Origin of the sequence: Amycolatopsis sp. NPDC058278, from assembly GCF_042881395.1 — a bacterium.
GTDB lineage: Bacteria > Actinomycetota > Actinomycetes > Mycobacteriales > Pseudonocardiaceae > Amycolatopsis.
Genome location: NZ_JBHVXZ010000012.1, coordinates 102,970 through 127,158 on the forward strand (window position 1 = coordinate 102,970; position 24,189 = coordinate 127,158).

General features: G+C 71.6%; 21 protein-coding genes and 1 pseudogene. 12 read left to right on the plus strand and 10 right to left on the minus strand.

Features of this window, described 5'->3' with window-relative positions; translation table 11 throughout:
• Positions 1-46 precede the first annotated feature (46 nt).
• Positions 47-427: a hypothetical protein gene (locus ACFVYA_RS08780; RefSeq protein ID WP_285987466.1), complete on the minus strand. Its 381-nt coding sequence runs from the start codon at positions 425-427 to the stop codon at positions 47-49.
• Between the two features lie 149 nt (positions 428-576).
• Between ACFVYA_RS08780 and ACFVYA_RS08785 the strand changes: the two genes are divergently transcribed.
• The 8 genes from ACFVYA_RS08785 to ACFVYA_RS08820 all read left to right on the plus strand — a co-directional run bounded on the left by ACFVYA_RS08785 (position 577) and on the right by ACFVYA_RS08820 (position 9,417).
• Positions 577-1,089 (plus strand): YbaB/EbfC family nucleoid-associated protein, encoded by a 513-nt coding sequence (locus ACFVYA_RS08785; protein WP_387043805.1) that lies wholly within the window; start codon positions 577-579, stop codon positions 1,087-1,089.
• 22 nt (positions 1,090-1,111) lie between these two features.
• Positions 1,112-1,426 carry a hypothetical protein gene (locus tag ACFVYA_RS08790; protein WP_387043807.1) on the plus strand — a complete coding sequence of 105 codons (315 nt, stop codon included), beginning with the start codon at positions 1,112-1,114 and terminating at the stop codon, positions 1,424-1,426.
• Between the two features lie 3 nt (positions 1,427-1,429).
• A complete protein-coding gene (locus ACFVYA_RS08795) occupies positions 1,430-2,584 on the plus strand; it encodes a WXG100 family type VII secretion target (protein ID WP_387043809.1) in 1,155 nt (384 codons plus the stop codon).
• Positions 2,581-3,675, plus strand: coding sequence for a hypothetical protein (locus ACFVYA_RS08800; protein WP_387043811.1), 1,095 nt, complete (start codon positions 2,581-2,583; stop codon positions 3,673-3,675). The genes ACFVYA_RS08795 and ACFVYA_RS08800 overlap by 4 nt, the downstream gene beginning before the upstream one ends.
• Positions 3,676-3,974: 299 nt before the next feature.
• Complete coding sequence (locus ACFVYA_RS08805) at positions 3,975-4,844, plus strand: ribokinase (protein ID WP_387043812.1); 870 nt, start codon at positions 3,975-3,977, stop codon at positions 4,842-4,844.
• A 28-nt stretch (positions 4,845-4,872) separates the two neighbouring features.
• Complete coding sequence (locus ACFVYA_RS08810) at positions 4,873-5,610, plus strand: hypothetical protein (protein ID WP_387043814.1); 738 nt, start codon at positions 4,873-4,875, stop codon at positions 5,608-5,610.
• Positions 5,611-5,785: 175 nt separating this feature from the next.
• Positions 5,786-7,447: a phosphoenolpyruvate--protein phosphotransferase gene (ptsP, locus tag ACFVYA_RS08815; protein WP_387043815.1), complete on the plus strand. Its 1,662-nt coding sequence runs from the start codon at positions 5,786-5,788 to the stop codon at positions 7,445-7,447.
• 506 nt (positions 7,448-7,953) lie between these two features.
• Positions 7,954-9,417 (plus strand): MFS transporter, encoded by a 1,464-nt coding sequence (locus ACFVYA_RS08820; protein ID WP_387043817.1) that lies wholly within the window; start codon positions 7,954-7,956, stop codon positions 9,415-9,417.
• 71 nt (positions 9,418-9,488) lie between these two features.
• Here ACFVYA_RS08820 and ACFVYA_RS08825 read toward each other — a convergent pair whose 3' ends face one another.
• Positions 9,489-10,151, minus strand: a complete 663-nt coding sequence (locus ACFVYA_RS08825) for a DUF1707 domain-containing protein (protein WP_285987459.1) — start codon at positions 10,149-10,151, stop codon at positions 9,489-9,491.
• 90 nt (positions 10,152-10,241) lie between these two features.
• Between ACFVYA_RS08825 and ACFVYA_RS08830 the strand changes: the two genes are divergently transcribed.
• On the plus strand, positions 10,242-11,276 hold the full coding sequence (locus ACFVYA_RS08830; protein WP_387043819.1) for a hypothetical protein: 1,035 nt from the start codon (positions 10,242-10,244) through the stop codon (positions 11,274-11,276).
• Between the two features lie 3 nt (positions 11,277-11,279).
• Here ACFVYA_RS08830 and ACFVYA_RS08835 read toward each other — a convergent pair whose 3' ends face one another.
• Genes ACFVYA_RS08835 through ACFVYA_RS08845 form a run of 3 tightly spaced genes read right to left on the minus strand, consistent with a single transcriptional unit; the run spans position 11,280 to position 14,280 of the window.
• Entirely contained in the window at positions 11,280-11,948 is a 669-nt protein-coding gene (locus tag ACFVYA_RS08835) for a response regulator transcription factor (RefSeq protein WP_285987457.1), read from the minus strand.
• Positions 11,945-13,081 (minus strand): MacS family sensor histidine kinase, encoded by a 1,137-nt coding sequence (macS, locus tag ACFVYA_RS08840; protein ID WP_387043821.1) that lies wholly within the window; start codon positions 13,079-13,081, stop codon positions 11,945-11,947. The genes ACFVYA_RS08835 and macS overlap by 4 nt, the downstream gene beginning before the upstream one ends.
• The gene (locus ACFVYA_RS08845; RefSeq protein WP_285987455.1) at positions 13,078-14,280 is read right to left on the minus strand and encodes an AI-2E family transporter; all 1,203 of its coding nucleotides are present in this window, start codon (positions 14,278-14,280) and stop codon (positions 13,078-13,080) included. The genes macS and ACFVYA_RS08845 overlap by 4 nt, the downstream gene beginning before the upstream one ends.
• 225 nt (positions 14,281-14,505) lie before the next feature.
• On the opposite strand from ACFVYA_RS08845, the gene ACFVYA_RS08850 reads away from it, so the two are divergent.
• Together ACFVYA_RS08850 and ACFVYA_RS08855 are read left to right on the plus strand one after the other, a co-directional pair.
• The gene (locus tag ACFVYA_RS08850) at positions 14,506-15,495 is read left to right on the plus strand and encodes a hypothetical protein (protein ID WP_387043824.1); all 990 of its coding nucleotides are present in this window, start codon (positions 14,506-14,508) and stop codon (positions 15,493-15,495) included.
• Between the two features lie 207 nt (positions 15,496-15,702).
• On the plus strand, positions 15,703-19,194 hold the full coding sequence (locus ACFVYA_RS08855; protein WP_387043826.1) for a PE-PGRS family protein: 3,492 nt from the start codon (positions 15,703-15,705) through the stop codon (positions 19,192-19,194).
• 230 nt (positions 19,195-19,424) lie between these two features.
• Here the strand turns inward: ACFVYA_RS08855 and ACFVYA_RS08860 are convergent, their stop codons facing one another.
• Complete coding sequence (locus tag ACFVYA_RS08860) at positions 19,425-20,195, minus strand: dioxygenase (protein WP_387043828.1); 771 nt, start codon at positions 20,193-20,195, stop codon at positions 19,425-19,427.
• A gap of 67 nt (positions 20,196-20,262) precedes the next feature.
• Positions 20,263-20,655 (minus strand): MarR family transcriptional regulator, encoded by a 393-nt coding sequence (locus ACFVYA_RS08865; RefSeq protein WP_387043830.1) that lies wholly within the window; start codon positions 20,653-20,655, stop codon positions 20,263-20,265.
• A 66-nt stretch (positions 20,656-20,721) separates the two neighbouring features.
• Here ACFVYA_RS08865 and ACFVYA_RS08870 point away from each other — a divergent pair, with 66 nt between their 5' ends.
• Positions 20,722-21,174, plus strand: coding sequence for a MarR family winged helix-turn-helix transcriptional regulator (locus ACFVYA_RS08870; RefSeq protein WP_387043832.1), 453 nt, complete (start codon positions 20,722-20,724; stop codon positions 21,172-21,174).
• Here ACFVYA_RS08870 and dnaB read toward each other — a convergent pair.
• The 3 genes and pseudogenes from dnaB to ACFVYA_RS08885 all read right to left on the minus strand — a co-directional run.
• Positions 21,171-22,580 (minus strand): replicative DNA helicase, encoded by a 1,410-nt coding sequence (gene dnaB / locus ACFVYA_RS08875; RefSeq protein ID WP_387043853.1) that lies wholly within the window; start codon positions 22,578-22,580, stop codon positions 21,171-21,173. The two genes, ACFVYA_RS08870 and dnaB, sit on opposite strands and share 4 nt — an antisense overlap.
• Before the next feature lie 517 nt (positions 22,581-23,097).
• Positions 23,098-23,886 carry an ESX secretion-associated protein EspG gene (locus tag ACFVYA_RS08880; protein ID WP_387043834.1) on the minus strand — a complete coding sequence of 263 codons (789 nt, stop codon included), beginning with the start codon at positions 23,884-23,886 and terminating at the stop codon, positions 23,098-23,100.
• Between the two features lie 116 nt (positions 23,887-24,002).
• Positions 24,003-24,189: pseudogene (locus ACFVYA_RS08885) on the minus strand (hypothetical protein); the annotation flags it as partial.

Consider the following 24,189-nt stretch of genomic DNA (forward strand, 5'->3'; position numbering starts at 1 on the left):
CTCGCGTTCGATCTCCCCTCTTGCGTCACGGACGATACCCCACCGGTTACCGGCTGTGCGAAGAATCGACCAGGTCAGGCGATCGCACCTGCCACCGCGTCAGGGGCCGCAACGCCCACATGCACACGACGGCCATGCCGAGCGCGGCGAAGAAGTGCACGACCCACGCCCCGATCAGCGAGGGCCCACCCCACGATCCGGCGGCCCCGGCCTCGGTCCAGAAGAACCCGAAGGTCCCGATCCGCCCGACGAGGTACCAGACCAGCAGGGCGACCGGAAAAGCCACGACGGCGGCGCCGAAGCCACCTCGCTTCGGCTCGGCGCCGAGCCACCGCCGCGCGAGCCGCCGCCGCGCTTTCGGGCCGGCCAGGTACGCGGGCAGCGCGAGGGCCGCGTAGATCGTCCGTTTCCAGTCGGAGATGCTCATGAAAAGCACACTACGAGCCGTTGACCAGGGCGAACACGGGGTTTACCGCCCGGAAGGGGTGGGGAAAACCGGAACTCCGCCGAAACTGTCGGGGCGGTATGCCACACTCGGTCGCCGTACGGTTACTGACGTGAACAGGGGAGGTTCGCGTGTCGAACCCTGAGCAGCTGATCGCGGACTTCGAAACCCGGATGGCGGAGTCCCAGCGGAAAGCTGAGCTGATGGTCAGCGAGATCGAGGTGGTCTCGGTTTCCGAGCGCAGCAAAGACGGCCAGATCCGGGTGAAGGTCGACCACGCCGGCAACCTCGTCGGCCTGGAGATCGGCCTGAGCGTGCGGGACAAGCCGGACCTCGCCGAAGAGATCCTCCGCACCGTCAAGTCCGCCCAGAGCAAGCTCGCCGGAGCGATGCAGGCCGGGGTCACCGACCCGGTCGGGCCCGAAGTGATGAACCAGCTGGTCAGCCGGCTCGAGCAGGCGTTTCCGGCGCCCGAACCGGACGGGTTCGCTCCGCCGCGCGACGAAGGTGACCGGTTCGTGCCGGAAGAGGAGCGACAGCTGCCCGCAGAGCCGAAACCGCCGGAGCCGCCGCGCGCGCCGCGCCCGTCGTCCGACGACGGCCGCGACGACGACTACTTCAGCGACGGCGACTACCTGCGCTGAAGCGCGGCGAGGGAGGGGAACCATGGCCGGACCAGGCGGCCCGGGCTTCGCGGTCGACCCGCAGGAGCTGAAGAAACACCGCGAGAACATCGAGGCGATCACCGACCGGCTCGACAAGTGCAAGGAAGCCGCCCGCGCGACCGAGCACCCCGAGGCGTTCGGCCTGCTCGGCATCCCGCTCGCGGCGATCTGCGCACTCGCCCAGCAGGTGGCGGAGATCGCGATCGAATCGGCGTCGACGTCGTCCTACGACCATTCGGCCCGCATCCAGCTGTGGCAGCAGATGAAGGAAGCCGACGAGGCGGAGTTCAAGGACGTCTTCAAGGTGGAGGACTGAGCCGTGGCCGAAAACCCGTTGATCAAGACGGACGCGGCGGACGACCGCAAGGTTTGGGAAGGGGCCGGCCTCGTCCAGGACTTCCTGGACGCGGGCGCCGCCGTTGCCGACGGCAACTGGACCGAAGGCCTGGTGAACGCCGCGTTCGGTGCCGGTGACATCGCGGAACTCGTGGCGGATCCGATCGGGACACTCGCTTCGGCGGCCGTCGGCTGGGCGATGGAGTTCTTCCCCTGGCTGCGCGAGCCGCTCGACTGGCTCACGGGTGACCAGACCGCCCTGGAGAACATGGTCGGGACCTGGGAGAACGTCGGCAAGGAACTGGAGAAGATCAGCACCGACCTCCAGGACACCGTCAAGAAGGACAGCGCTGCCTGGGAAGGCGCCTCGGCGGACACCTACCGTGCGTTCGCCGAAGATCGCGCGGCGACGTACGCGGGCGTCGCGACCGGCGCCAACGCGATCGCCAAGCTGGTCGACATCTGCAAGACGATCCTGAGTGTCGTGCGCTCGATCGTGCGCGACCTGATCTCCGATTGCGTCGGCAAGCTGATCAGCATCGCCTGCCGGTACCCGGGGCCGGCGCTGCCGGTGGGGATGGCCACCGAGGGCACCGCGGAGGCGGTCAAGACCGGCGGCAAGTGCATGGAGTGGATCAAGAAGCTGCTGAAGGCCTTCAAGAAGGCACAGGAGCTGTTCCACCGCATCAGCGACATCTTCCGGCGGGTCAAGGGCGCTCTGAAGCGCGGCGCGGAAAGCCTGCCCGGCCCGCTCAAGAAGGTCGGCGGGCTGATCAAGGACGAACCGCGCGACACCCGGACGTTCCTGGACAAGGTCCGTGCCGAACGTCCTGATCGAAAGAAGTGGACGGACATCGTCTCGTCGGACAAGCCGCTCGGCGAGAACCTCGAGAACGTCGGCAAGGAGTTCCGCAGCGACGTCCGGAAGGAGTTCGGCGAGAAGTTCGGGGAGAACTTCGGCAAGGAGGTCTGGGACGACGCCAAGAAGGAATGGCGCAAGGAGTCCCGGAAGAAGAAGGCCGAAGGGCTCGACGACTGGGCCAGCGGGGACGACGACGAGGGGCCGAAGAAGGAGACCACCGGCCCTCCGGTCTTCGAACAGCCGGGCACGCAGCGGATTTCGGGGTCGATCGAGTGACCGGGCCGCAGGGCGATCGATTCGTCGTTTCGCGGACCGACGGGCCGCACTGGATCCTCGCCGGCGTGCTCCTGTGCGTGGCCGGCGGATTCCTCTGGATGGCTTTGGCGGCCACGCCACAGGGTCCTCGCGTGCCCGGGTGGGTCTTCGGCGGAAGCTTCGGACTGCTGGGGCTGAACGTGGTCTTCCGGTCGCTGAAGAAGCCGGTCCGGAACGAGCTCGTCATCGAGCCCGCCGGGATCTCCCGGGTGATCGGCGGAGTCGCGTGGGCGTTGCGATGGGACGAGCTCCGGGCGGCTTCGGTCGTCAAGGGCACTCAGAAAGGCGCCCGTCACCAGGTCGTGCTCAGCCCGGCGGACGACCGGTTCGAAAGCCGCAGCCGGAGCCTCGTCCGCATCGGCGACGGCGGCTTCCTGGTGGCCGGGTTCGAGCTGTACGAGACAGAAGTCCCGCGCGTGCGGGAGCTGCTGGCGAAGCACGTCGGTGTCACGGCCGAACGGGTCCCCGACACCCGAGCTCCCGCGCCACCGCCGCCACCGGTCCGGGCGGCGGTGCCGGAGTGGGTACCGCCGCCGGTCGAGCCGTCCGGTTCCGTGACGATCCACGTCAACGGCTGGAACCGGGTGCTGTTGCGCTGGGTGCGGCTCTTCGCCCTCATGATCGAGGTGGGGCTCGGCGCCGTCATCGAGTTCGGTCCGCGGAACGGGGTCCGCACCGCGTGCCTCGTCGTGTTCATCGCCGTCTTCGCCGGCATGTCCTGGGTGACAGTCCTCGAACAACAGAGCCGGTCCCGGAAGTCGCGGGTCCTCCTGGAGCTGTCGGCCGCCGGCCTCGGGTGGACGACGTACTACCGCAAGTTAACGGTTTCCTGGCCGGAGATCGCCGAGCTGAGGATGCCGTCCGGGCTCCTCGAGTTCCGGCCCGCCGCCGTCGACTTCCCGCTCGACCGGCCGGACCTCGACCACCTGAGGCTGGGCGACGGCTGGTACCGGATGCCACGCACACTGAGCGAGACGGCGGTGAAGCAGTTCGAAACGCACATCCGCAGCGTCTTGCCGCCGGGCGTGCCCCTGGCGCTCGGCCGGGGGTGACAGGGGCGCCGCCGACGCCGATCACTCGGGGGGCTACGTGATCGGCGCCGGCGACCCGATGCCCTGCCCGGCTCGCGCCGGTTGGGGCAACGTCATCACGTCTCCGCGATAACGCACCAGAGAGCGGGACCGAGGCCACGAAGTGACGGCCGGGGGACGGACATCCCCCGATCGAGTGACAGGCTTCCGCTGCTCGCATGATTGTCGCACTCAGCCCCGGATAAGTTACAAAAACCTTCACTTTCCCCTTGCTTGCCGGTGCTGACCCGGTCCGGACCGGTTTCTGGCACAGTGCGGGTATGAACTCCGACGTCCTCGTGGTGGGATCCGCCAACGCCGACCTCGTCGTCGCGGTGGATCGGCGGCCGGGTGGTGGGGAGACGGTGCTCGGCGGCGACACCGTGCTCTCACCGGGCGGCAAGGGCGCCAACACGGCGGTCGCGGCGGGCCGGCTCGGCGCGGACGTCGCGCTGCTCGGCGCCGTCGGCGACGATCCCTACGGCAGGCTGCTGCTCGATTCGCTCCGCGCCGCCGGCGTCGACACCGGGCTCGTGCGCACCAGCGAGCGTCCCACCGGCATCGCCTACATCACCGTCACCCCGGACGGCGAGAACTCGATCCTCGTCTCCCCCGGCGCCAACTCGAGCCTGGAGCCCGCCGACGTCCAGGCCGTCTTCGACGGGGTGGAGGTCATGGTCGCCTCGCTGGAGGTGCCGCTGCCGACCGTCGAGCACGCCGTCGCGCGAGCCGCCGAAAAGGGCGTGCGGGTGCTGCTGAACCTGTCGCCGGCGGCGAAGCTCTCCCCGGAGACGCTGGCCAGGCTCGACGTCCTGCTGGTCAACGAGCACGAGGCCGCCTGGCTCGCCGGACCCGGCGCGGACTTCCGGAAGCTGCTCGACCTCGGGCCGCGGTCGGCCGTCGTCACGCTCGGCGCGGCCGGCGCCGTCGTCGTCGAAGCGGGGTCGGTGAGCCGGGTGGACTCGCCGAAGGTCGAGGCCGTGGACACCACCGGAGCCGGGGACGCCTTCGCCGGCGCGCTCGCCGCGTCGCTCGCCGACGGTGCCGACCTGGTCTCCGCGGCGAAGCGAGCCGTGCGCGTCGCGGCCTTCAGCGTGACGCGGCATGGCGCGCAGCCGTCCTACCCCACAGCCGCCGACCTGGGGGAATGATCACCCGCGTCGCCGTGTTGCAGGTCACATGGGTGACTCGTTCCACTCGGCCTGGTGGCGCGGCTACGCGGCTCAGCTGCGGGCGATCGCGGACGCGCGCCGTCCCGACCGGCTCGCGATCATGCCGCTCGACGAAACCCTCAAGGCGCTCGGCAAGCAGACCGAACTCGACGAAGGCGTCTATGACGTGCCGCTGGAGGGGGTCGTCGGCACGGTCGCCCGCGCCGGGGATTTCGACCGCGAGTTCCGCCCCCGCAACCGCGCGCTGCGCGACCGCTGGGAGCACCTGACGCGGACGTCGGCGGACCTGCCCCCGGTGCGGCTCGTGCGGCTGTCCGACATGTTCTTCGTCGAAGACGGCCACCACCGCGTCGGCATCGCCCGGGCGCGCGGCGTCCGGACCATCCGCGCGCGGGTCCGCTGGATCAGCACGGTCGCGTGTGCGCTGCGCTGCCTGACGCTCGCGGACCTGCCGTCGAAGACCGCCGAGCGCATGTTCCTCGAGCGCGTGCCGCTGCCGAACGACGTCCGCCTCGGGCTGTGGCTCGACGACCCGGCCGACTGGTTCCGGCTCGCCGACTCGGCCGAGGCCTGGGGTTTCCGCCGTATGCTGGCCGGACGGCCCGTGCGCAGCCGCTACGAATTGGCCGACTCCTGGTGGCGCGAGGAGGTCCGGCCGGTGCTCGACCAGGTACGGCGCCGTGGTTTGTGCCCGCCACCACGAGATATCCAGGCGTACCTGAGCTATGGTCTAGACCATGCCTGAGTTTGATGCCGCCTCCGCCGAGCCCGATGCCGCCTCTGCGGGGAGGAGTGCGTCGGCTGTGCCCGATGCCGCCTCTACGGGGAAGAGCGCATCGGCCGTGTTCGATGCCGCCTCCGGGGTGAAGAGTGCGTCGGCTGTGCCCGATGCCGCCTCTGCGGAGAAGAGTGCATCGGCAGTGCCTGACGCCGCCTCCGCGGTAAAGAGTGCGTCGGCGGGTGCCCTCACCGGGGTCGCCGTCAGCCCCGGACGCGCGAGTGGTCCCGTTGTCCGTGTCGCGGAGCCGCTCGGCGAGCCCGCCGCGACTCCCGCGTCGGCCGACCCGGCGGCCGAGGCCGCCCGGATCGCTCCCGCGGCCGCGACCGTCGCCGGCCGGCTGGAGAAACAGGCCGAGACCGCCACCGGCGAGGCCGCGACCATCCTCATCACCACCGCGGCGATGGCGGCCGACCCGGCGCTCACGGCCCAGGCCGAAACGCTGGTCAAGACGCAGGGCCTGCCCGCCGCCCGCGCCGTCTACCAGGCCGCCGAAGGCTTCGCCGAGGCCCTGGCCGCGGCCGGTGGGTACATGACTGAGCGCGTCCGCGACGTCCGCGACGTGCGCGACCGGCTGATCGCCGAGCTGCTCGGCATCGCGCCGCCGGGGGTGCCTGAGTTGGCGTCGCCGAGCGTCCTGGTCGCCCGTGACCTCGCCCCGGCCGACACCGCCGGCCTCGACCCGGCGAAGGTCCTCGCCCTCGTGACCGAAGAAGGCGGCCCCACCAGCCACACCGCGATCCTCGCGCGGGCACTGGGCATCCCGGCCGTCGTCGCGGTGCGCGGGCTGCTCGCACTGGACGCGCAAGCGCTTGCGGTCGACGGCGACACGGGCACGGTCGAGGTCGCGGACCCGTCGGCCCCGGTCGTCACGGCGACGGTGGCCCAGCTCGCCGAGTGGAACGGCACGGGCGCAACGGCCGACGGTCACCGCGTGAAGGTCTACGGCAACGTCGGCTCCCCGGCCGACGCCCAGGCCGCGGCCGACGCGGGCGCCGAAGGAGTCGGCCTGTTCCGCACGGAGTTCTGCTACCTGGACGCCTCGGACGAGCCATCGGTCGCCGACCAGCGTGCGGCGTACACGGCGGTGCTTTCGCCGTTCCGCGGCAAGCCGGTGATCGTGCGGACCCTCGACGCGGGCGCCGACAAGCCCTTGGCGTTCCTGTCCCCGGAGGCCGAGCCGAACCCGGCGCTCGGCGTCCGCGGCCTGCGTGTGGCGTTCGATCGCCCCGAGGTGCTGGACCGCCAGCTGGAGGCCATCGCGGGCGCGGCCGGGGATTCCGGCGCCGAGGTCTCGGTGATGGCCCCGATGGTGGCAACGGTCGAGGAAGCAGCCTGGTTCGCGTCGCGGGTGAGGGCGGCGGGCATCGCCCGCGCGGGCGTGATGATCGAGATCCCGGCGGCCGCGCTGAGCGCCCGCGAGATCCTGGAAGCGGTGGACTTCGTCTCGGTGGGCACGAACGACCTCGCCCAGTACACGTTCGCGGCGGACCGCCAGCTGGGCGCGGTGGCCAAGCTCAACGACCCGTGGCAGCCGGCCCTCTTGCGCCTGCTGAAGCTGATCGGCGACGCGGCCAAGGCGACGGGCAAGCCGGCCGGCGTCTGCGGCGAAGCGGCGGCCGACCCGCGCCTGGCCCTGGTCCTGGCGGGCTTGGGCCTGACAAGCCTGTCGATGAACGCCCCGGCAGTCCGCGCGGTGGGAGCAAGCCTGGCGGCGGCAACCCTCGCGGAGTGCGAAGCCCTGGCGGAAGCAACCCTGGCCACGACCGACCCGGCATCAGCCCGCGCGGCGGCGCGCCCCTGAGGAACCAGCACGCCCGGCCGGGGTTCGGGCCGCTCTGCCGTACTTGGTGCCTGCTGTGCCCAGGTTCGCCCTGGCCCAGGGGCTGCGGGCTGGTTCGCCGGGAGTTCGGGTCTCTGACCCGCTAGGGCTACCCGTCCCTTGGCCGGGTTCACCGTGGGCCCGGGTCGCTGCGAGCCGGTCCGCCGGGTACGGGTCGGCCTGCTCGGCTGACTTCACTTGGCTCGCGATGGCCGATCGCCTCAGCGAGCCCAGCCGCGGCTCGTTTCGCCCCAGCGCGAATCATGCCGCCGCCCGCGGGGGCGCCCCCCACTTTCAGTCTATTGGTCATCACCGACAGTTCTGACCTGTGCGAATCTGGTGCGGCGTGGTTGTCCACATTGATCGAGGGGTGTGGGCAACCCGCCTCAAGCTCGTTCGATCAAAAAATCCGGGGCGTTGTCGATCCCGGCCGGGGCCGCTCGACGAAGGGGTGAGAAGCGAAGCACCCGAGTCGAGAGGACCTCACCATGACCGCCACCATCTCCGGCCCGGCCGAAGCCGGCCCCGCGGCTGCCGGCCCCGCGGCCGCCGCCGCAGCGGCCGGCGGCCCGGCGCGAGCCGTCCGGGCCGGGCGTCGGGAATGGGTCGGGCTGGCCGTGCTCGCCCTGCCCACCCTGCTCGTCTCGCTCGACGTCTTCGTCCTCGTGCTCGCCCTGCCGAAACTCGCCCTCAGCCTGCACGCCGATGGCACGGAACAGCTCTGGATCATGGACACCTACGGCTTCATGGTCGCCGGGTTCATGGTCACCATGGGGACCCTCGGCGACCGGATCGGACGCCGGAAACTGCTGCTCGCCGGGGCCGCCGCCTTCGGGGGCGCCTCCGTTCTCGCCGCCTTCTCCACCAGTGCCGGCATGCTCATCGCCGCCCGGGCCGCGCTCGGGATCGCCGGGGCCACGCTCGCTCCCTCGACGCTGTCGCTCATCGGCACCATGTTCGAAAACCCGCGGCAGCGGGCCGAAGCCATCGGGATCTGGGCCGGCTGCTTCACCGTCGGCGCGATCGTCGGGCCGATGGTCGGCGGCTTCATGCTCGAACACTTCTGGTGGGGCTCGGTCTTCCTGCTCGGCGTCCCCGCCATGGTCCTTCTCCTCGTCATCGGCCCGAAGCTGCTGCCGGAGTACCGGGACGAGAGCGCCGGACGCCTCGACCTGCCGAGTGTGGCCCTCTCCCTCGCCGCGATCCTGCCCGCCGTCTACGGCGTCAAGGAACTCGCGCGCGATGGTGTCCACCTCACCGCGGTGCTCGCCCTCGGTGCCGGCCTGGTCATCGGGTACGTCTTCGTGAAGCGGCAGCGCACTCTCGCCGACCCGCTGATCGACTTCAGCCTGTTCGCCGCGAAGGCGTTCCGCACCACCCTCGGCGGGATGCTGCTGTTCAGCATGCTCGGCGGCACCACCATGCTCTTCGTCGCGCAGTTCTTCCAGCTCGCGCAGCACCTGTCCCCGGTCGGGGCCGCGCTGGGGCTGCTGCCCGGGATGGCCGGCTCGACCGTCAGCTTCCTCGCCGCTCCCGTCCTCGCCCGCCGGGTGCGGCCCGGGGCGCTGATCGCCGGCGGGGTTGCGCTCGCCGCGTCCGGCATGGTGATCCTCGCCTTCGTCGAGCCCGCGGGCGGACCGGTGTGGCCGTCACTCGGGTTCGCCGTGACGTCGCTGGGTGTCGGGCCGATGGTCGCGCTGGGCACCGACCTCGTCGTCGGCTCGGTCCCGGTGCGCAAGGCGGGCGCCGCCGCTTCGCTGGCCCAGACCGTCAACGAGTTCGGCTACTCCTTCGGCCTCGCCACCGTCGGCACGCTCGGCAACGCCGTCGCCCGCTCCCACGGCCTCCCCGCCGGGCTGCACGTCGCCGCCGGGCTCGCCGCCGTCGCCTTCGCCGTCCTGGTGTGGTTCGTCGCCCGGCACCTGCGGTCGATCCGGCCGCTGGCCGTCTGACGAGCGAAGGCCTCCCCACCCGATGCCTGGGTGGGGAGGCCTTCTTGACGCCGGGGGCAGAGGGGCCCCGGCTAGCCGAAGAGGCCGCGCCGCGGGTGCCGGATGACCAGCGACCCGCCGTGCACGCGGCCGCTCAGCACGTACCGGGGGTTGCCCATCCGGCCGTTGCTGCGCGTCTTGTCCTCCATCGCGCCGAACTTGACGTCGCTGATCGAGTTGAGGTCCACCGCCGCGTGCTCCGGGATGATGATCTCGACCGAGCCCCACTTGGCGTCCAGCTCGATGTGCACCACCGGCGACTGCACCTGGGCCTCGGTGAAGTCCAGCTTCGTCGAGCCGTACTTGTTGCGCACGACCAGCTCGGACGGCACCACCCACGGCCCGCCGCGGTGCAGCGACGAGTACTTCGCGTTGAGCTCGATGCGCCGCCCCGGCGAATAGCCGCCGTAGCTCGCCGGAGGCGCGTACGCCGGCGCGGCGTCGAGGGCCGCGGCCGGGTGGTAGAGGCCGGCCAGGTCGGCCAGCACGGTGTTCAGCTCGCCGCGCGTCCTCGACGCCAGCGCGCGGTCGGTGCGTTCGGTGAACTCGTCGAGGTCGAGCATGCCGCGGCCGATAGCCTTCTGCAGCACGCCGACGACGTGCTCGCGCTCGTCATCGGAAACCCGGAGATCGCGCTCGCTCAACGGCTTGGTTTCGGTCACCGGTTCCGCTGCCGCGGTCTCTTCCTCGCCCATGTCCATGATGGTAGAACCGGATTTCACCAGGGAGATCGGGGGAAAACCCTGAACGGACCCGTAGTCCGCGCAGCCGCCGCCGTCGCGGCCGTGGTCCTGCTGGCCGCGTGCACGGGCGAAACCCCGGCGCCGCCACCCGGCACCACGACGCCACCGCCGTCCTCGGCGACGGCCCTGCCGGACGGGCTCACCGGCGGCCGGGCGAGCGGCGGCATCGGCGTCACCGCGCTGCTGCCGACCGTCGGCCCCACGTTGTTCGACGCCGACCGCGGCCCGGTGGCCACACCGCCCGGCTACCCCACCGGCGACATCGCGCTGAACGTCGTCCGGGTCGGGAAGCACGCCGTCTTGACGGTCTACCCGCCCTACACCCAGAACCCCGATCCCTACGAAGTCCTCGAGTACACCGGGCCGTCGAGCCCGCCGCGGTCCCTCGGCCGCGCTTGGTCGGTCGCCCCGGACGCCGCCGGGGACGGCGTCTGGCTGATCCGGCAGGACGCGCCGGACGACTGCCGCCTCCAGCACGTCTCGTTCGCCGACGGCGAGCTCGGCCGCGGCCAGTCCGCCAGCTGCCGCACCCAGGTGCGGAGCGAGACCGCGCACGGCCTGCTGATCACCATCAACGCCGGTGCCGCCGAGTCGACCGACGCCCTGATCGAGCCGGCGACCGGGCGCACGGTCCGGCAGGCGCCGCGCATCCTCGGCGTCGCCGGCGACTGGATGCTGCTCGACGGCCTGGCCGACCTGACGCTGGTCGACCTGCGGGACAACGGCAGCAAGCAGCTCAGCAGGCCGGCGATCGGCGCGGTGCCCACGGTGGTGCCGTCGCGGGAAGGTGCCGTGTGGGCCGCCGACTTCGCCAACCCCGCCTACCGGAACACCAGCACGCAGACGCGGGACCTCTGGCTGCTCCGCCCGGCCGGGCCGACCTGGGAACACGTCCCCGGGATGCCGTTCGTGACCGAGCACCTCAAACGCGGCGGCGGCTTCGACTGGTCGGACGCCGGTGACCTCGTGCTCGCCGACGGCGTCCTCGCCGCCTGGCACCCCGGCGAACCGCAGTGGCGCCTGAGCTCGGCCGCGCTGCCGCCGGGCAGCTGGAGCGGCTTGGCGGTCCTCCCCTGAGGGTCACTCCTCGTCGAGGCCGTGCTCGATCGCGTACCGGGCCAGCTCGACGCGGTTGTGCAGCTGCAGCTTCCGCAGCGTCGACTGCACGTGGTTCTCCACCGTGCGGTGCGACAGCACGAGCCGCTCGGCGATCTGCCGCGCGGTCAGCCCCTTCGCGACCAGGCGCAGGACGTCGGTCTCGCGCTCGGTCAGCCGGGGAGGTTCGGCGCCCGCGGTGTCCTCGATCGACGCGTCGGCCATCCGCCGGTACTCACCGAGCACCAGCCCGGCCAGGCCCGCGGTGAACACCGGGTCGCCGGCGGCGGTGCGGTGGACGGCGTCGACCAGCTCCACCGCGGACGCCGACTTGACCAGGTAGCCGGACGCGCCGGCCTTCACCGCCTCCAGGACGTCCTTGTGCTCGCCGCTCGCCGAGAGCACGAGCACCTTCGTCGACGGCAGCGCCGCGGTGATCTCACGCGTCGCATCCACGCCCGAAGTGCTGCCGAGGTTGAGGTCCATGAGGACGACGTCCGGCTGCACGGTCCGGGCGATCCGCAGCGCCGCCTCGGCGTCCGGCGCGGTCGCCCGCACGTCGAAGCCGTGTTCGGTCAGGTCGCGGGCCACCCCGTCACGCCAGATCGGGTGGTCGTCGACCACCATCACCGATATCCGCGGTTCGTCGCTCATCTCGCACCCCTCGTGCTCGGCACCCTGACCTCCCACTCCGTGCCCCGGCCGGGCCCGGTGTCGAGGGTCGCCCTCCCGCCGAGGTCGCGGACCCGCCCCCGGATGGATTCCACCACGCCGAGGTGCCCTTTCGCGGCGGCTTGCTCGAGAACGCCGTCCGGTATGCCCGGTCCGTCGTCGCGGATGCTCACCACGACCTCGTCGCCGAGGTCCTCCAGCAGCACCCACGCGTGTGCGTCCGGGCCCGCGTGCTTCTCGACGTTCGCCAGCGCTTCGCGGGTCACGGCGACCAGCTCGCCGGTGACGTGCGCCGGCAGCTCGACGTCGTCCGCCGGGGCCGAGACCTGCACCGACGGGGTCGCGAGCAGCTGCAACGCGGCGCGCAGGCTCATCTTGCCGCTGTCGTTCGGCCTCGCCGGCTCAGTGGTCACCAGCGACCGCAGGGCGACTTCCTGCTCGCCGGCCAGCCGGGCCAGCTCCGCCGCCTCACCGCCGACCTCGTTGCCGCGCTTGCGGACCCGCGCGAGCACCTGCAGCACGCTGTCGTGGATCGACCGCGCCAGCCGCTCCCGCTCGGCCGTCGCCGCTTCCTTCCGCAGCGCCTGCTCCAGCCGCGCCGCCGACCGGCGGGCCATCGTCGAGGCCATGCCGACGAGCAGGCCGGCGGCGGCGAGCAGGACGCCGTCACGGGCGACGTCGAGGTCGAACTTCTCCCGCGCCAGCGCGGTCGCCACGCCGACGACCAGCCCGGCGAGCACCCCGCCGACCGCGCCGAAGCGCGCGCCCGCGGCGACCGGCGGCACGGCCGCCCAGACCGTGGTGATGAGCGGGACGTTGAGCGCGAACTGCGCGTCGCTGAGCACCCACGGCGAGCTCAGCAGCAGCCCGGTGGACAGCACGAGGTCGAACACCACCAGTGCCGGCGGCCGCGTCCGCTCGCGCAGGTAGAAGAAGCTGCTGACGACCGACCACACGGCCATCACGCCGAGGATCGTCCACGCCAGCCACTCGCGCTGGTACTGACCGCTTTGGACGATCACCGTGCCGCAGGCGAACGCCCAGGTGAGGAAGCGGAAGGCGAGCACGCCCCGCCACATGGGCGTGACCGGGTCGGGCGACCGCCGGACGGTCACTTGTCGTCGTCTTCGCCGCGGGTCGCCACCGTGGCCCCCGAGGAGCCGGGCTCGGCGTCGTTCGGCTGTGCGGCCTGGTCCTTGAGGACGTTCACCTCGGCCGGGTCCGGGTTCTCCTCGTGCAGCAGGGACCGGACGCCCGCGTTGAGCACGGCCAGGATCGGCACCGCCATCAGCGCGCCCGCGATCCCGCCCACGACGAGGCCGACGGTGATGGCGAGGACGACGGAAAGGGGGTGCAGCTTCACCGCGCGCCCGAGCAGCAGCGGCTGCAGCACGTGGCTTTCCAGCTGCATCACGCCGATCACGATGGCCAGCACGATCACCGCGCCGATGAAGCCGTTGGTGACCAGGGCGATCAGCACGGCGACACCGCCGGTGAGGACCGCACCGATGATCGGGATGAACGCGCCGAGGAACACCAGCGTGGCCAGCGGGATCACCAGCGGCACGCCGACGATCCACAGGCCGACGCCGATGCCGACGGCGTCGACGACCGCCACCGCCGCCGTCGCCCGCACGTAGCTGACCAGCGACGCGAACCCGCGCCGCCCGGCGACGTCCACCCGGTTGCGGACCCGGCCGGGCGCGACGCGCACGAGGAACGTCCAGATGCCCTCGCCGCCGCTGAGGAAGAAGATCGTGATGAAGAGCGTGAGCAGGAAGCCGGTGACGATCTCGCCGACCGTGCTCGCCGTGGTCAGCGCCGTGTCGGTGAGCCAGCTCTGGTTGTTCTGCAGGAACCCGAAGACCTGGTTGATGAACTGCTGGATCTGCTCCTGGCGCAGGTGCGCCGGGCCGTTGATCAGCCATTCCTTGATCTGGTTGAGGCTCTCGTTGAGCTGTCGCTGCAGCTGGGGCAGGCCGCTGGAGAACTGCGTGACGACGAACGTCAGCAACCCGCCCAGCACGGCGAGCCCGGCGATCAGCACGATCGCCGTCGCCAGCCCGCGCGGGAACCGGACGGCCACCAGCTTCTGCACGGCCGGCGCGAGCAGCGCCGAGAGGAGCAGGGCGATCCCCAGCGGGATCACGACGACGGACAGGCGGCCGATCACCCACCCCACGACGTACAACGCCGCGGCCACCACGATCAACCGCCACGCCAGGGCCGCGCTGATGCGCAGGCCCCGGGGGATCAGCCCGGTGACGTCCTCGTGCTCCGGCAGGAACGGTTCTTCGCGTCGCGCGTGGGTCACCGGCTCACCGTAGCGGCTGGACCGCCCGATTCGGCCGCTTTCGCGCGGCCGCGTCCGACACACGTGGCGGCCAGGCATGATCACCGACCGTCAAATCGGCCTACACCGTGTGTCTTTCACACGATGGGGGCATCAAGTCGTGTCGAGGGTGCGCGGCGCGCTGCCGATTTGATTAGGTCGCTTTCGCAACGACCCGATCACGAAGCCGGCACGAGGAGACGACGAGTGGCGAACACCGCGACAAACGAGGGGCAGGGCGCCAAGCGCGCCGGCCGTCTCGTGTCGCGTGCGCTGCTCGTGCTCGGCGGCGCGGTGGCGAGCACCGCCGCCGCGTGGCTCGTCTCCGGCGCCACCGCTTCCGCGGCCGGCCCGGCCGTCGAGGTCGGCACCGCCTCCGTCACCCCGGTCACCGACGCCACGGCGGCCGGGATCGGCGACGCGAACCGCGGTGCCGGGCACTTCGCGGGCGAGGTCGCCGGTGGGGTCGCCGACGTGGCCTGCCACCAGGACGCGACGACGTGGAGCGAGCCGCAGGCTCCGCGTCCGTGCGGCCGCACCGACGCCGGCACCGTCGGGCACGACGTTTCCGAGCACGTCAGCGACTCGGTCACCGACCTCGCTGACGACGCGGTGCTGAGCCCGGCCCAGCGCACCCTCGGCTCGTTCGAGCACATCGCGCGCAAGCCGGAGGACACCCGCCAGGTCATCGAGCAGACCGTCGCCCCCGCGCCGGCCACCGACTTCGGCCGCCAGGTGTGGCAGCTGCTCGACCCGGCCGGCCACGGCAACCTGGTCCCGCTCCCCGTCCTCCCGGGCCTCGCCCCGGTCGAGGAGGAGCCGGTGACCTCCGGCGCCGGCCAGGCGGCGGGCACTCCCGCCGTCTCCACCGTAGAACTTCCCGCCGCGCTGCGAGCCGCGCTCGCGATGCCGGCGGGCGGGCAGCAAGACGACGTCACCGATGCCGCGGGCCACGCCCGCAACGGGCACCGTGACCTGCCGTCACCGCTGACTCCGGCGCAGCTTCCGATCGCGCCGGCCGTCCCCACCGCCCCGGGTGGCACCACGGCCCCCGGTGGACACCTCGACGGCTTCAACTTCGGCGTCCCCTTCTGGACGACCGATGCCGTCGACACCGCCGTCGCGGCGATGAGCCGCGCCGGCCTGCGCCACGCGCTGCGCACCCCGGGCGAACAGCCCGGCGTCACTCCTGACTGAACACCTCCTCACACGGGTCGCTGACGCGTCCACTTCCGTCCTTCGCTGACGGCTTCGCGTCCGCTCCATCCCCGTGACACGGCGGTGCGCTTTCTCGCGCCCGCACCAAGTTCCATCCCCCTCGGTGCGCTCGGACGCCATTCCCCTTTTCGACGAGCGCACACCCATGAACCCGCAAGGGAACCCGAAATAAAGGAGAAAAACCCCATGCAGACGTGGGCAAAGCGCGGACTCCAGACCGCATTTGTCACGGGTGGGTTGCTGATGCTGGGCACCGGCATCGCCTCGGCTGACGAAAACGTCAACCCTGACACCCCTGCCTCACCGCTCGACCTGAACGTCACGGCTCCGATCCAGGAAGCCAACAACGCGGTCGGCATCCCCTTCGGCCAGCTGGACCTGCCCGCCGGGCAGACGGAGCTGAGCACCAAGCCGGCCACCAAGGCCGCGAGCGAGGCTGCGAAGCAGTTCAACGAAGCCAGCCCGATCAGCGAAAGCACCCTGGGCGGCAAGTTCACCCCGAGCCACAACAACCTCAAGGGCAACAAGGTCACGGGCGACCTCGTCGTCCCGATCCAGATCGTCGACAACGCGATCGGCGTGATCGGCGACGCGAACGTCGCGGGCACCGACCACTCGCAGACCTGGAGCCACGACCAGGACGTCAAGACGACGGGCCGGGACTCCAGCATCGCGGGCAACGCCGTGGTCCTCGACTGGGCGCTTCCCGTCCAGATCGCCGGGAACGGCGGCGGCGTCGCAGGCGGCACCGGCCGCGTGATCGGTGGGTCGGCCAGCCAGAGCACCACCGAGACCGGGGACGTCGCCACCAACGGCGACGGCTCCTCGCTCTCCGGCAACGTGGTGGCGGGCCAGTTCGCCACCCCGGTGCAGGTGACCGGCAACGCCGCGTCCTACCTGCTCGGCAACGGGCAGAGCCACGGCTACTCCGCCGACACCGTCGCCGCATCCGGCGGCTCGCTGCTGAGCTCCGGCGACCGGGCCTCCGGGTCGGGCAACGTGGTCGGTGCGCCGATCGCCCTGCCGGTCAAGTTCAACTGCAACTCCGGTGCGGTGTGGGGCTCGCTGTCGAACTCCGACGGCTGCAACACCTCCGCCGACGCCGTGGCCGGGGCCGACCGCATGGTCCGCGGCGGCTCCCCGACCTACCTCGCGACCAGCGGCAACGACTCGTTCCTGTCCGGCAACGCCGGGGCGGCCGCGCTGTCCCCGATCGCGAACGTCGCGGGTGTCGCGGGCTCGTGGATCGGCAACGCCTCGGCGGGTCTTCCCGAAGCCGGCAGCTCCTCCAGCACTGCCGACTCGGGTGGCTTGGTCACGACCGCCGGTGACAACTCGAGCGGATCGGGCAACGTCCTGAACCCGGCGATCGCGCTGCCGGTCGAGGCCTTCGGCATCGGTGGCACCTACATCGGCCAAGCGAACGCCGTGCACGACAACACGACCGACGCCGACGCGGGCGACGGCAGCTACACCCGGGGCAACGGCGCCGTCCTCGGCGGCAACACCGTCAACACCCAGGCCGCGGGCGCGCCCGAGGTCTTCGGTATCGGCGGCAGCCACATCGGCAACGCGACCGGCGCGGCGACCGAGGACAAGAAGGTCACCGCCGGCGGGTACGACGGCACGCTGGGCAACAACTCGTCCGGTTCGGGCAACCTCGTCCAGGTGCCGGTCGCCCTGCCCGCCGAGGTCTTCGGCATCGGTGGTTCGTTCATCGGCCAGGGCTCCGGCGCGGCCGACGAGACCAAGGTCGTCCACGGCGGCGGCGGTGGCAACACCGACGACGACAACGGCTTCCTGAGCTCGAACTTGGGCGCGGTCCCGCTGTCCACCCCGGTGCAGGTCGCCAACGTCGGTGGCGCCCTCATCGGCCAGGGCCACGGCAAGGGCTCGACCGACACGACGTCGATCGCGGGCGGCGACCTCAAGGCGGCCGGCCCGGCCGGCGCCGCCGCGGGCAACATCATCGAGGCCCCGGTCGCGCTGCCCGTGCAGGCGATGGGCGTCGGTGGCGCGCTCGCCGGCATCGGCACCGGTGAGAACGACAACATCACCGACGCGAAGGCGGGCGGCAACGCCCTGACCGACGGCCGCGACGGTGCGCTGACCGGCAACATCGTGAAGGCCCCGATCGCGGGCGCCGGCACGGTCTTCAGCGACGGGATCGCGGCGGCCGCCCTGGGCACCGGCGCGGGCACCAACGACGTCGCGTCGCAGGCGGGCGGCAACGCCACCACCAACGGCAACCGCGGCAGCGTGGCCGGCAACATCGTCGGCGTGGACCCGCTGGCGGTGGCGCAGGTCTTCGGTGACGCCGTCAGCGTGGCGGGTGTCGCCAAGAGCGCCGGCATCAACATGACCGAGGTCGAGAACGCGGGCGACGACACCACCTCCGGTGTCGAAGGCGCGATCTCGGGCAACATCCTCGACCTGCCGGTGACCGCGATCGCGCAGCTGTTCGGCGACGCGGTGACCGTGGGCGGCGTGGCGCACGCCCTCGGCGAGAACACGCTGACCACGGAGAACGGCGGCAAGTCCGTCACCGCGGGCGACCAGTCCAGCCTGTCGGGCCTCAACCTGTACCACGCGTTCGCGCTCCCGGTGCAGATCTTCGGCGTGCCCCTCGAGCTGCTCGGGGTCGCCAACGCCTACGCGACGGACGCGACGAGCATCGACGACGAGACCGCGGACCCCATCGCGTTCCCGGCCGAGGGCTCGGAGCTGGCGGCCGACGAGCTGCCGTCGCTGGCCGCGTTCCGCAGCGGCCTGCCCACCCAGGGCGGCCTGCCGTCGGTGGACGGCCTGTCCGGCAAGCTGCCGATCGCCGGCCTGCTCGGCGGACTGCCGTCGGTCGACGGGCTGACCGGCCTGCTGCAGACGAGCAACCTGTCCACCCAGGGCCTGCCCACCCAGGGTCTGCCCGTGCGGGCGCTGCCCGCGGTGGCCGCGCTCGCCGGCAACCTGCCGGCCGCCGGGCTGCCCACCCAGGGCCTGCCCGCGCTGCCGGTCGCGGCTCCGCTGACCATCGAGCGCGCCGACGTGCCGCCGGTGACCAGCCCGCTGTCGGGTGCCTCGGGTCTGGCGCACCTGCCGGCTCCGGCGCTGCCGACCGCTTCGGCGCTGCCGGTGAACGGCCTGTCGTCGCTGGGCTCCCTCGGGGGCCACGGCACCGAGCGTGCGGACGTGCCGGCTGCCGGCCTGCCCGTGGCGCTGCCGGTGAACGGCCTGTCGTCGCTGGGCTCCCTCGGGGGCCACGGCACCGAGCGTGCGGACGTGCCGGCTGCCGGTCTGCCCGTGGCGCTGCCGGCCCTCGGTGGCGTTCCGGCGCTGCCGAAGTCGGCCCTGCCGAAGCCGGCCCTGCCGGCGCTGCCCACCGCGCTGCCCGCGGTGAACGGTCTGTCGTCGCTGGGCTCGCTCGCGGGCCACGGCACCGAGCGCGCGGACGTGCCGGCCACCGGCCTGCCCGTCGAGGCCCCGGCCCTGCCGGTCGCCCTGCCGACCGCCCTGCCGACCGCCCTGCCGACCGCGCTGCCGACGGCTCTGCCGGCCGTCCCTGCTCTGCCGGTGAACGCCAAGCTGCCGGTGCTGGACAGCACCCCGCAGGTGCCGGCGATGTCGGGGCTGGACTCCACCGGCTTCCTCGCGAAGCTGATGGGCCTGGTCAAGCGCAAGTAGTGCGGTGAAGCCGGCGGGTTCTCCGGAACCGGGGAGCCCGCCGGCCCACGATCCCCGCTGTCACGCCGCCGGGCGCTCCACCGCGCCGCGAGGGCGACCTCGCACGGAGCGCTCCGGCGACGGACTGCGGACGCGGGCCTCCCGCAAACCGAATAGCGCTCCTTCCCTGGAGACGACGAGCCCCAGGAGCCAGCACGGCTCCTGGGGCTCGTTCGCGTCTTGCGGGCCGGTCAGGAGAACTGGAGCGAACGCTTCGCCAGGCCGTGCCAGAAGCCGTCGATCACCGTGCGGCCGGACCCCTTGTCCGAGGTGGCGCCGAGGGAGACGAAGAGCGGCGCGAAGTGCTCGATCCGCGGGTGCGCGAGCGTCGCCGCCGGCGCCTTCTGCCGGAAGTCCAGCAGCGTGTCGACGTCGCCGCTGCGCAGGACCTCGGCACCCCAGTGGTCGAACTCGGCCGACCACGCCGGCGGCGTCCCATCGGTGGCGCGGGCCATGCCGCTCAGGTTGTGGGTGAAGAAGCCGCTGCCGATGATCAGCACGCCTTCGTCGCGCAGCGGCGCGAGCTTGCGGCCGAGGTCGAACAGCTCCCGCGGGTCGAGCGAAGGCATCGAGACCTGCAGCACCGGGATGTCGGCGTCCGGGTACATCTCGACCAGCGGCACGTAGGCGCCGTGATCGAGGCCGCGCTCCGGGGCGTCGTGCACCGGTGTCTCCGTCGAGCGAAGCAGCTTCCGGACCTTCGCCGCCAGCTCCGGCGCGCCGGGAGCCGCGTACTTCACCTGGTAGTAACGCTCGGGGAAGCCCCAGAAGTCGTACACGAGCGGCACGGTCGTCGTCGCCCCGATGGTCAGCGGCGCTTCCTCCCAGTGCGCCGACACGACCAGGATCGCGCGGGGCTTCGGGAGGTCGGCGGACCAGCCGGCGAGCTGGCCGGTCCACGTCTTGTCGTCGGCGAGCGGCGGGGCGCCGTGGCTGAGGTAGAGAACCGGGGTGCGGGTCATCGAGCGCTCCAGTGCTTGAAAGTTCAACTACTAGAGTGCTCGACGTCGCCGCGCCCCGGGATATTCCTCAGGCGGCTTCGAGGTTCGCGGCGCACCGTTCCAGTGTTCGCAGCGTGGTGCGGTAGTCGTCGTCGCTGATGCCCTCGACGGTTTTCGCGCGGAACTCCTTGATGCGCTCTTCGACGCGGGCGTGGGCTTCGCGGCCGTCGGCGGTCAAGGTGCCGTCCTCGCCGACCCAGCCGCGGGCGCGCAGGTCGGCCACCTTCGGTGCCATCGGACCCTCGCCGGTGACGAACGGCGCCATCGCCGTGTCGACCTGCTCCGGCGTGCGGGCGCCGAGGGCGATCGTGTTGAGTACCTGCCAGTGCCGGCGAGTCAGTGACTCCGCGTCGAGGGACTGGGCCATGGAGGATTCGAGAAGCTCGTGGAGGTGGCGAAGCCACCAGCCGAGGGGTTTCATGAGGACTCCGATATGTCAGTGAGCAACTACATGTAAAAGTACATGTAGTTCGGAGGTGGAGCAACCATGACCGACGCCGTGGCCGACGTCGAGCGCGCCATGATCGCGATCCGCCGCAGCCAGCAGCGGCGAGCCCTCAGCCGGATCGGCAAGGCGAGAGGCCGCGGCGCGCACGACCCGGTGTTCGAGCTGCTCGACGTCGTCGAAGAGCTCGCCGAACGCGGGGAGCCCAGTACAGTGACGGCCTTGAGTGCGGCGATGGGCGTCGACCAGCCGCGCGCCAGCAGGCTCGTGGCGCGCGCGGTCGAGCAGGGCTTGCTTCGCCGCGAAGCCGATCAGCGCGACGGACGGCGTGCGGTGCTCGTGCCGACCGAAGCCGGCCAGGCGCACCTCGACGAGCTGCACGCCTTCCGCCGTGGGGTGTTCGCGGAGGTCATGGCGGACTGGCCGGAGGAGGACCGCGAGACGTTCGGCCGGCTCCTCACGGCGTTCGTCCGCGGGTACGGCGCCCTCGATTAGTCGTGCGAAAGGTCGACGAAGCGGCTGTAGTGCAGCTGGTGCGCGACGGTGATCGTCGCCGTCGGGCCGGCGCGGTGCTTCGCGATGATCAGATCCGCCTCACCCGCGCGCGGGTCGTCCCGCTCCCAGGCGTCCGGGCGGTTGACCAGGATGACGAGGTCGGCGTCCTGCTCCAGTGAGCCGGACTCACGCAGGTCGGACAGCATCGGGCGCTTGTCCGTCCGCTGCTCCGGACCACGGTTCAGCTGGCTGATCGCGATCACCGGGACCTCGATCTCCTTCGCCAGCAGCTTCATCTGCCGCGAGAACTCCGAGACTTCCTGCTGCCGCGACTCGACGCGCTTGCCGGACGTCATCAGCTGGAGGTAGTCGAGGACGACGAGCTTCAGGTCGTTGCGCTGCTTCAACCGGCGCGCCTTCGCGCGGATCTCCATCATCGTCATGTTCGGCGAGTCGTCGACGAACAGCGGCGCTTCGGAAACCTCGCTCATCCGCCGGGCCAGCCGCGTCCAGTCGTCGTCGGACATCTTGCCGCCGCGCATGTCGGCGAGGCGGATCTTGGCCTCGGCCGACAGCATGCGCATGACGATCTCGGTCCGGCTCATTTCCAGCGAGAAGATGACGCTGGTCAGGCCGTGCCGGATCGACGCCGAGCGCGCGAAGTCCAGGCCCAGTGTCGACTTGCCGACACCGGGACGGGCGGCGACGATGATCATCTGACCCGGGTGCAGCCCGTTGGTCAGCTCGTCGAAGTCGGTGAACCCGGTCGGGATGCCCCGCGACTGGCCGCCGCGCGAGGCGATCGCGTCGATCTCGTCCATCGTCGGCTGCAGCAGCTCTTCCAGCGCGACGTAGTCCTCGCTGGTCCGGCGCTCGGTGACGTCGTAGATCGCGGCCTGCGCGCGGTCGACCACCTCGTCGATGTTCGCGCCGTCGGCCGCGGCCGCGCCGTAGCCGTACTGCACGATCCGGGTGCCCGCCTCGACCAGCCGGCGCAGCACCGCCTTCTCCGAGACGATCTCCGCGTAGTAGCCGGCGTTCGCCGCCGTCGGCACCGTCGCGATCAGCGTGTGCAGGTACGGCGCGCCGCCGACGCGGCCCAGCTCCCCGCGCCGCTCCAGCTCCGCCGAGATGGTGATCGGGTCGGCGGGCTCGCCGCGGCCGTAGAGGTCGAGGATGCAGTCGTAGATCGCCTGGTGCGCGGGCTTGTAGAAGTCGTCGGGGCCGAGCGCCTCGATGACGTCGGCGACCGCGTCCTTGGACAGCAACATCCCGCCGAGCACGGACTGCTCGGCCGCGATGTCCTGCGGCGGCTGGCGGTCGAACGCGCCACCGCCGGGACCGGGATCGCTCGGGCCCGGGTCGGACTCCGCGTACATCGGACTGCGGTCGTCGGTCAGCGCCACCGCCCCGGACACCTCCTCATTGTGTCGAACACCCGTTCGAGTATGCCGGATCTTCGCTCTCGAAGCACGTGGCTGGCGCCCATGCCTTTGGTCCACCGGTCGTTCGCCGGACCTCGTCCCCCGATGATCGGCGACAACGCCGGCCGGCTGCCGCAGACACGCGGAGCGCCACCGTGAGTACAGGCCCGAGCGGGCACGCTAGATCCCCCGGAAGGCCGATGGCAATTCAGGGTGGGGACCCTTCTGTGGACAACCTGGGGATGAACGGGGGTAACCAATCACAGGTACCGCGAGAGCTGTGGACAAGTTGGGGACAAGCGTGATCGCATTTGGGAAATCCGCAGGTCAACGACTGTGTGCAAGGTGTGGAGAACTTGCGGGAAACTCGTCCGGCGTGTCGCGGGAAGTCCGTTCTTCGGCGTGTCGTGGACCAGTTCGAACCCATTGACCCACACGGCCTGTGGATGAATATCACAGAGGGTTGACGCGTCACGCGGTGGGCTGAACGCCGCGCCGGTCAGGCCGCGGTGAGCCGGCCCTGTGCGCTGCGTAACCGGTCGGCGAGAACGCGCTGGTCGGCCGGGGTGAAGGCGATCCGGTTCTCGCCCCGCCCCGGAATCTCCTCGGTCAGCCACCGGCCTTCCGACGTATCGATGTAGTTCACGGGGCGTTCGATCCGGTGCCGCGCGCCGGTGCGGCTACGGGCTGCGACGTAGAGGCTGCCGCTCCCCATCCGGCGCAACGCGAGGATCCGGCGAAGCTCTTCGACCTCCTGCGAACCCTCGGCCGGGCGGTCGTTGCGGAGCACCGCGAACCCACCGTCGTCGCCGCGGGCGGTCCCCTCGATCTGGCTCTTCGGCACGGCGATCGGGGTTCCGCGGCCCGGTGCCAGCTTCGGGATCTGGCCGAGGAAGTCGTCGAGCAGCTCGCCCGGCCTGGACGACTCCAGCACGACGACGTCCAGCTCCTCGTGCTTGGCCAGCACGAACGCCTCGCCTCCCGCGCTGCCGGCGAGCAGCCGGTAGCTCACCGGCTTGCCCTGGAACCCGCCGTCGACCCAGCCGTAGTACTCCAGCTGCGGCCGGGCGATCGCTTCGATCGCCGCGACGAACCCCGGGTGCATGCCGCGCGGGCCGAACAGCCCGGCCTTGGCGAGCTCGGCGTTGGTCCGCTCGTCTTCGGCGCGCTGGGCCTCGTCGCTGTACCAGGTCGGCGTCTCGGACAGCACCGTGTGCGGCTCGCCGCCCCGGCGCCGGATCAGGTTGATCAGGGTGCCGGTCGTGATGGTGACCTGCCTGTCCAGCACCGCTCTTTCCCCCAGTAAGAATCGGACACAGTGAAGATCGAACTCGATGAACCCCGGTGATCACGGAAAACGCCGGGCGCGCCCATCTTGGCACGCACCCGGTGGTCCCGCGTGCGCTACTCGCCGATGACCGGCGGCGCGGTCAGCTCGTCGGTCCCGAAGATGTCGTTCGGGTCGTCGCCGAGCAGGTACTTCGACGTGCGTTCCTCGTCGCCGCCGCCCTGGCCCTTGGCGCCGCCGGGGTGCATGCCGCCCATGCCACCCATCCCGGAAGCGCCGCCGCGACCTGCCGCCGCGCCGCCC

Excerpts from the sequence above, each read along its gene's own strand:
- ACFVYA_RS08780 (WP_285987466.1), bottom strand. The coding sequence starts at position 427 with ATGAGCATCTCCGACTGGAAACGGACGATCTACGCGGCCCTCGCGCTG.
- ACFVYA_RS08790 (WP_387043807.1), top strand. The coding sequence starts at position 1,112 with ATGGCCGGACCAGGCGGCCCGGGCTTCGCGGTCGACCCGCAGGAGCTG.
- ACFVYA_RS08805 (WP_387043812.1), top strand. The coding sequence starts at position 3,975 with ATGAACTCCGACGTCCTCGTGGTGGGATCCGCCAACGCCGACCTCGTC.
- ACFVYA_RS08810 (WP_387043814.1), top strand. The coding sequence starts at position 4,873 with ATGGGTGACTCGTTCCACTCGGCCTGGTGGCGCGGCTACGCGGCTCAG.
- ACFVYA_RS08820 (WP_387043817.1), top strand. The coding sequence starts at position 7,954 with ATGACCGCCACCATCTCCGGCCCGGCCGAAGCCGGCCCCGCGGCTGCC.
- ACFVYA_RS08825 (WP_285987459.1), bottom strand. The coding sequence starts at position 10,151 with ATGGGCGAGGAAGAGACCGCGGCAGCGGAACCGGTGACCGAAACCAAG.
- ACFVYA_RS08835 (WP_285987457.1), bottom strand. The coding sequence starts at position 11,948 with ATGAGCGACGAACCGCGGATATCGGTGATGGTGGTCGACGACCACCCG.
- ACFVYA_RS08855 (WP_387043826.1), top strand. The coding sequence starts at position 15,703 with ATGCAGACGTGGGCAAAGCGCGGACTCCAGACCGCATTTGTCACGGGT.
- ACFVYA_RS08860 (WP_387043828.1), bottom strand. The coding sequence starts at position 20,195 with ATGACCCGCACCCCGGTTCTCTACCTCAGCCACGGCGCCCCGCCGCTC.
- ACFVYA_RS08865 (WP_387043830.1), bottom strand. The coding sequence starts at position 20,655 with ATGAAACCCCTCGGCTGGTGGCTTCGCCACCTCCACGAGCTTCTCGAA.
- ACFVYA_RS08870 (WP_387043832.1), top strand. The coding sequence starts at position 20,722 with ATGACCGACGCCGTGGCCGACGTCGAGCGCGCCATGATCGCGATCCGC.